This is a genomic window from Paenibacillus sp. FSL W7-1287 (genome assembly GCF_038004245.1).
Taxonomy (GTDB): domain Bacteria; phylum Bacillota; class Bacilli; order Paenibacillales; family Paenibacillaceae; genus Pristimantibacillus; species Pristimantibacillus camelliae.
Window position 1 is genome coordinate 2,183,078 of the sequence record NZ_JBBORD010000001.1, and the last position, 6,923, is coordinate 2,190,000.

The following is a 6,923-nucleotide window of genomic DNA, read 5'->3' on the forward strand; positions in this document are numbered from 1 at the left end:
GGATGGGTTACACGAGAGAAGACATTAAACGCATCGCTAAAGAAGAAAACGTACGTTTCATACGTCTGCAATTCACGGATTTATTAGGTTCCATAAAAAATGTAGAAATACCGGTAAGCCAATTAGACAAAGCACTAGATAATAAGATGATGTTCGATGGATCTTCCATCGAGGGCTATGTACGTATCGAGGAATCTGATATGTATCTTGTGCCTGATCTGGATACTTGGGTTGTCTTCCCGTGGGTCCACGAGGATCGTATTGCCCGACTAATTTGCGATATTTACATGCCTGATGGTACTCCATTTGCCGGTGATCCGCGCGGTATATTAAAGCGCGTATTGAAAGAGGCAGAAGAAATGGGCTTCACTAGCATGAATGTCGGACCTGAACCGGAATTCTTCTTATTCAAAACGGATGAGAAGGGTAATCCTACGACAGAGTTGAATGATCATGGCGGTTATTTCGACTTGGCCCCTATGGATCTTGGAGAAAACTGCAGACGCGATATCGTTCTAACCTTAGAGGAGATGGGCTTTGAAATCGAGGCATCACACCATGAGGTTGCTCCAGGTCAGCATGAAATCGACTTTAAATATGCAGATGCGATTAAAGCCGCAGACCAAATTCAAACGTTCAAGCTTGTTGTCAAAACGGTTGCTCGTGTGCATGGTCTGCATGCCACATTTATGCCTAAGCCACTTTACGGCTCAAATGGATCTGGTATGCACTGTCATGTATCCTTATTCCAAGGAGATGAAAACGCATTTTATGATGAAACGGATCCACTTGGCTTAAGTGAAACAGCTCGTCATTTTATGGCTGGAGTGATGGAGCATGCGCGTGCAATGGCAGCAATAACGAATCCGGTTGTTAATTCCTACAAGCGACTTGTTCCAGGCTATGAGGCACCATGCTATGTAGCTTGGTCCGCAAGCAATCGCTCACCAATGATTCGGATCCCTGCATCACGTGGATTATCTACGAGAGTAGAATTACGCAATCCTGATCCAGCTGCAAATCCGTATTTGACACTAGCTGTAATTCTAAAAGCAGGTCTAGATGGCATTCGCAATAAGATGGAGCTCGTAGCACCAGTTGATCGTAATATTTATATTATGTCAGAGGAAGAGCGCCTAGATGAGAACATATATAGTCTTCCTGCAGATCTCAGAGAAGCATTGAATGAGCTGCTACGCTCCGATGTAATCTGTGATGCACTAGGTGATCACGCCCTTGCACATTTCTATGAGTTAAAGGAAATCGAGTGGGATATGTATCGCACACAAGTTCATCAATGGGAGCTTGATCAATACTTGACGCATTATTAATGCATTATAAACCCGAGCAATTACATTCCGTAATTGCTCGGGTTTTAGTTTTAAAATAGAACATATGCTAGCAATGATAGGGTGATGTATCTATTTACTAGAGTATTTACAGTGAAAGCTCTAGGCACACATATAGGTGAAATGCTAAAAAGTAAATGACCTGAGGATTTGGTCTATACGGGCAATACATACTAAGAATATAGATAATATGATTAAAAAACAATCGAGTAAACTTGGTGTGTTCAGTAGGTTTATAGGAATGAACTAGAAGGGATGATAAACGATGATAAATGTTATGCTGGTAACTCCTGAGCTTGATGAAACAGAAATGTTTTTCAGTAGAGATGAGATCGAATTAATTCTCAATCTTAAAATTAATTTTTCGTTGAAGGATAGCGATTATCAGTTGTCAGGGATAGAATATTGCGTTGATCAGAAAAAGTTTCGTATGTGGGTGAAAGAGGCTAAGTAAGCAAACACAATCAAAAATGAGACGGTCATTACATCCACTTTATGGCGCAGCAACTTGCTGCGCCATTTTTCATATGTTTAGCAATGTACATATTTGATTACGATATTTTTTCTTCGGACTTCTTCGTTCGTCTTTTTTTCTTAGGTGCTGGGGGCTCAGGCTTCGTTGCTTCAATGCTGGCTTTTAATGCAGCCATCAGATCGATAACATTCGTTTTCACTGCAGCTGGTGCATTGACGATATCGACGCTCTCACCAGCAATTTTTTGTTCAATGAGCTCTGATAAGGCTGCACGATATTCATCATTATACTTCGTTGGATCGAACTTTTCACTTAGCTGCTCAATGAGTGTTTTAGCCATTTCTAATTCTTTATCATTTACTGAAGTCGCTTGAGGCAAATTTGGTACTTGATTGATGGCACGGATCTCGTCAGGGAAATGCATCGTTTCCAAGCATAAGCAGTTATCTACGACACGAATAGCAGCAAGGCTGCTCTTGCTGCGTATCGAGATTTTAGCTATTCCGATCTTACCAGTGTGCTTGATGGCCTCCAATAGAAGACTATAAGCGCCACCCCCGGTCTGATCGGGAGAAAGATAATAGGGCTTCTCAAAGTAAATAGGGTCGATGTCGGTTAGATCAACAAAGTCCAATATTTTTATTAAACGAGCAGATTCAGGCTTAATCGCTTCTAATTCTTCATCTTTAATAATTACGAATTTATCCTTCTCATACTCAAAGCCTCGCACAATATCATCTGAAGTAACAGCTTTGTCACAGTGTGGACATTTTTTTTCATAAGAAATAGGCATTTTACATTCCTTATGTAGCTGTCTGAAATGAATGTCCTTATCCTCGGTAGCAGAGTGCATCTTGACCGGAACATGGACCAAGCCAAAGCTAATAGCACCTTTCCATACGGTATGCATTCCATTCACTCCTTTTTACCTTATTATGTCCAGCAGTTGAATAATAATATGCTTCATACTTTAGAAATTAAAGAAGAGGCTGGGACAAAACTAGCTTCTCATAAACAAAACAGGGATGAAATCGATTCAGATTTCATCCCTGTTGCATATTGCTTGTTACTTATGGGTGAAAACTTACGTCCTCACCGCATACTTTCTCAAGTTAACAGCCAATAATGCTAGACCAATATCATATTCGACTTTAGATTTCCCTCGAAGCATAAAACGAGTGAAACCTAAATTAGCCTTCAAGAAGGCAAAAACTGGCTCTACGTCAATTTTTCGTTGGCGGTAGAGCTTGTTTGTTTTGTCTTCTGAAAGCTTCTCTCTCACATAGGCTTTTTGCTGCTCCCATGTTTCATTGATCATGAGCGTACGATTCGTTCCCTCTTGTGCTTTGGTGCAGGTAGAACGGAATGGGCAGCCTGTACATTCTTCACATTCATATAGCTTAAATTTTCGCATAAAGCCTGAGCGGTCTCTGCGCGTAACATAGCGCTGAAATAGAAGTTTCTTCTCATTGGGGCACAGATAGTGATCTTGCTCTGCATCGTACTCCCAATTACTCGTTTGGAAAGGGTCTGTCTTGAATCTTCTTTTTTGCTCGTTCAAGTAATGAGCATACGTGAGCAGAGGTGTACGGTTGATCTTCGTTAAAATATGATCATAATTTTGTTCACTGCCATAGCCTGCATCCGCAACAATATGTTGAGGTAATTCAAAGTATTCTTCTTCAATGGTATGTAGGAATGGAATCAACGTTTTTGTATCGGTTGGGTTAGGGAAAATGCCATAGGCCAACGTGTATTGCCCTTCGGTTGCAATTTGGACGTTGTAACCAGGCTTGAGTTGTCCGTTTTTCATGTAGTCGTCTTTCATACGCATGAAGGTGGCATCATGATCTGTTTTAGAATAGCTGTTGCGTGCACCTAAAATGTCTAGATCCTTTTCATATTTTTGTTTACGTCCAATCCATTCTCGAACCTGCTTGACCATTTGCTTAGGTGTTTTGCGTTGACGGCGTAGCTGCTTACGCTCAGCGATGTCCTCTGTATGAGCGATGGTTTGTGTATAGTCCTCTACAACTTCCTCTAGTTTTTTTGCGATTTCTTGTAGTTGTTCATTGGAAAGCTGTTCATCCTGTTCACGTGCCATTTCAGGAATGATCTTGTTGTTCAGCAGTTCATTGTAGAGCTGATTGGATTGTTCAATGAGTCTACGGTGATGCTTTTCGATGGCTTTTTTCCAAACGAATGTAAACTTATTCGCATTGGCTTCGATCTTTGTACCGTCAATAAAAATAGCCTCCTGATCAATGAGCCTTTCTTCAACGAGTTGACAACGAAACTGAATAAAGCATTGACGGATGAGGTTTTTCATTTCAGGATGAATACGAAAACGATTAATGGTGCGGTAGCTAGGCTCATACCCTTGGGCTAACCACATCATACGAATGCTGTCCTTCGTTAATGCTTCGATTTTTCGACCTGAAAAAGCAGACTGAGTATAGCCGCATAAAATAAGTTTGAGCATCATGCGTGGATGATAAGCTGGACAACCTGAATGACGAAGAAATGAAGCAAAGGCTTCATCTGGAATACTTTCTACAAGATGATGGATATGAAACGCAATGTCGTTTTCTTGTAATTTAACTTCTAAATCTAGAGGCAAAACTAATTGATTCATGTTATAATCTTTAAACATAAGGAACACCTTTCTTGTTGGATTTGGTTGTGGTGACTTAATTTTAACAGATGGTGTTCTTTTTGTATTTAAAAAATATTAAAGCCGTTGAAATTTTACTCGTCGTAAAATTTCAACGGCTTTCTTTGTTTGTCAGGTGGGGTTTTGTCCCAGCTTCCACTTTAGTAAAGAGTGAGTGCAGTATGCGGGCAGCATAATTTCATTATGCGTATCGGCCTAATGGATGCTACCCACATACCATTTAGATGGCATGCTATTCACGATAATTGCAAGAGTTTTAGGTTTTCTTGCAGTAGTCCCAATGATCTTTCCTTCAGGATCGAACATTACTTGGGAGGTTTTAGACTAGCTGCGGCGACGGCGATGTCTTCTTACACCGATGATTAGGACTTTTTGTCCTGGTCTTACTTTAACAACTTTAATTCTACGACGTCTGTTGTTCATCTTATCTACCTCCTTCGATCAAGATAATCCATAATATGATTTTTTCATATTGTTGATCTAGACGAACGTTTGAGTTGAATTCAAATTTAAGGAAATGGTGTAATGCACATACTAATGAATAAAATCTAGAGGGGGAGGAGGAGGCTATTTGACCATGGAACATGATGAGCCATGAGCCACACAATAAAAAAAGATGAGGGGGTAGATAAGATCATCTTATCTACCCCCTCATCTCTTATAAGAAGAATGGAAGTAAAAAAAGTCCTGTTAATGCTGCAAGTGGAAAACGTCTTTGGTAAAACCTTCTTCTTGGATAAAAGCCAGGGTAATAGCCAAACTGTCTATAGCCTTGTTGCTGCATTGGCATTCCGCCAATCATTTCGTTTGATGGAATAGCCAACGTAACATATTCATTATCAACATGTGCAATAAATCCATCTTGAGTCATACCGTCACTTGTTTGTATTCCAACATATTTATGCATGCAGGACATACATATATCTCTGTAACTACTTGTTTCCATACTCAACCTCCATTATAAATTAATACACTATAGTCTATGGAGGAGTGACTATGTTGCATATGGTAATCGCCTATCCTTGTGAAAATAATTTTTTTAGTACTATGATAACAACTAGTACAATATAAAAAGGGATGCCATCACTGGCATCCCTTTAATATCTATTTAGAATTAGATGATTAATTTGATAGATTGCTAACATCATTATGCCTCACATGCAATACCGTCACCATCTCGATCTAGCTTTTTACTGTAGCCAGGCTCACCCTCAAACAAAGGTGTTACTCCTGCGTCGCGTGCTTCTGAACAATTATTATAAGTTACTTTCACCTCTATAGGAGTTTCGTCAATATCTTCAGACACTTTTGTGTTGTCTTTCGATCCCTCTCCGAAAGGGAATGAAAGCTGAGGCTTCTCTACAATAAATAATACACGTTCTCCATTGTCATAAGCTGATAGCTGATGTCCAACCCAGCTGCCCGCGCCACGATTATCGCTGGAGTCAATATAGGCTACACTCGCACCGTATCCACCTTCTTCACACATAGCCATGGGCCATTCATCGCGATCATAGCCATCTCTAGTGTCAATACCTTGCAACGATTGCTTTCGATTCTCATCAGCGCCCTCGCGATCAATCGTACAAACATCGGAGTGGCCATTTTCAATCGCATTATAGATATGAAGTGCGGTTTCAGGATAACGATCACTTGGGAAAATAAGGACGTAATCATATTCATCTGGCTCTGTTTGAACTCTATTCGAAGTTTGCTCATCATTCGGTGCAGCAAGTAATGACTCATCCTCTAGAGAAGATGAACCCTCGAGTGGAGTAAAGTTGCTTTCAAGCGTTTCTAAGGATTGGTTAGCATGTGTTTCGTTTGCATTCTCTTCTAGGGAGGGGAGCTGCTTATTGGTTCCTCCGCCCGTACTATTAGTGGTACTGCATCCCGCTAGCAAGAGTAGACATACGAGTACATACAGAAAGTTCTTCTTCACTGTATACCTCCATAAAGTTATCTTAGTTGTGTGTTAGTTATTGCAATATAACAAGCTATGAATTGAAAAAAGAAAGACCATCTATGCGGTGATCGATTGCATAGTGGTCAGAATGGATAACTATTATTGTTAGTGCATATCACGGAATAGTCCGATTACTTTTCCTAGAATAGTAACATTGTTTAATATGATTGGCTCCATCGTGGAGTTTTCAGGCTGCAATCGAATATGATCCTTGTCACGATAGAATGTTTTCACCGTTGCTTCATCATCCTCAGTCATCGCTACAACAATATCTCCATTATTAGCGGTTTGTTGCTGACGGACAATAACTAAATCTCCATTATGTATGCCAGCCTCAATCATACTGTCCCCAACAACATTAAGGACGAATACATTATGCTCTCCTATAAAGTGTGAAGATAGTGGAAAATAATCTTCAATATTTTCGGTAGCTGTAATCGGAATCCCTGCAGTTACTTT

Annotated in this window: 6 protein-coding genes and 2 pseudogenes (1 of these 8 cut by a window edge); 2 read left to right on the forward strand and 6 right to left on the reverse strand. The window is 40.2% G+C overall.

What is annotated here, in order from left to right; translation table 11 throughout:
- The first annotated feature begins 2 nt into the window (after positions 1 to 2).
- Both glnA and NSQ99_RS09915 read left to right on the forward strand, forming a co-directional pair.
- Positions 3 to 1,331, forward strand: coding sequence for a type I glutamate--ammonia ligase (glnA, locus tag NSQ99_RS09910; RefSeq protein WP_340836376.1), 1,329 nt, complete (start codon positions 3 to 5; stop codon positions 1,329 to 1,331).
- A 295-nt stretch (positions 1,332 to 1,626) separates the two neighbouring features.
- Positions 1,627 to 1,803, forward strand: coding sequence for a hypothetical protein (locus tag NSQ99_RS09915; RefSeq protein WP_340836377.1), 177 nt, complete (start codon positions 1,627 to 1,629; stop codon positions 1,801 to 1,803).
- A 97-nt stretch (positions 1,804 to 1,900) separates the two neighbouring features.
- Here NSQ99_RS09915 and ku read toward each other — a convergent pair whose 3' ends face one another.
- From ku to lexA, 6 genes and pseudogenes are all read right to left on the reverse strand, one after another.
- Positions 1,901 to 2,734: a non-homologous end joining protein Ku gene (gene ku, locus NSQ99_RS09920; RefSeq protein WP_340836378.1), complete on the reverse strand. Its 834-nt coding sequence runs from the start codon at positions 2,732 to 2,734 to the stop codon at positions 1,901 to 1,903.
- A gap of 189 nt (positions 2,735 to 2,923) precedes the next feature.
- Positions 2,924 to 4,477, reverse strand: a pseudogene (locus NSQ99_RS09925) (IS1182 family transposase); the annotation flags it as partial.
- Between the two features lie 679 nt (positions 4,478 to 5,156).
- Positions 5,157 to 5,444 carry a phosphatidylinositol kinase gene (locus tag NSQ99_RS09930; protein WP_251666377.1) on the reverse strand — a complete coding sequence of 96 codons (288 nt, stop codon included), beginning with the start codon at positions 5,442 to 5,444 and terminating at the stop codon, positions 5,157 to 5,159.
- Positions 5,445 to 5,645: 201 nt separating this feature from the next.
- A complete protein-coding gene (locus NSQ99_RS09935) occupies positions 5,646 to 5,804 on the reverse strand; it encodes an excalibur calcium-binding domain-containing protein (RefSeq protein WP_340838770.1) in 159 nt (52 codons plus the stop codon).
- 51 nt (positions 5,805 to 5,855) lie between these two features.
- Positions 5,856 to 6,209 (reverse strand): annotated as a pseudogene (locus NSQ99_RS09940) (excalibur calcium-binding domain-containing protein); the annotation flags it as partial.
- A gap of 360 nt (positions 6,210 to 6,569) precedes the next feature.
- Positions 6,570 to 6,923, reverse strand: partial view of a transcriptional repressor LexA gene (gene lexA / locus NSQ99_RS09945; RefSeq protein WP_340836379.1) — the 3' portion only. The gene runs 282 nt beyond the window's last position; 354 of the gene's 636 nt are visible here — the last part of the coding sequence; the start codon falls outside the window, past its right edge; its stop codon occupies positions 6,570 to 6,572.

Bases quoted from the DNA above. Each gene is read 5' to 3' on its own strand.
- glnA (WP_340836376.1), top strand. From the start codon at position 3: ATGGGTTACACGAGAGAAGACATTAAACGCATCGCTAAAGAAGAAAAC.
- NSQ99_RS09915 (WP_340836377.1), top strand. From the start codon at position 1,627: ATGCTGGTAACTCCTGAGCTTGATGAAACAGAAATGTTTTTCAGTAGA.
- ku (WP_340836378.1), bottom strand. From the start codon at position 2,734: ATGCATACCGTATGGAAAGGTGCTATTAGCTTTGGCTTGGTCCATGTT.
- NSQ99_RS09930 (WP_251666377.1), bottom strand. From the start codon at position 5,444: ATGGAAACAAGTAGTTACAGAGATATATGTATGTCCTGCATGCATAAA.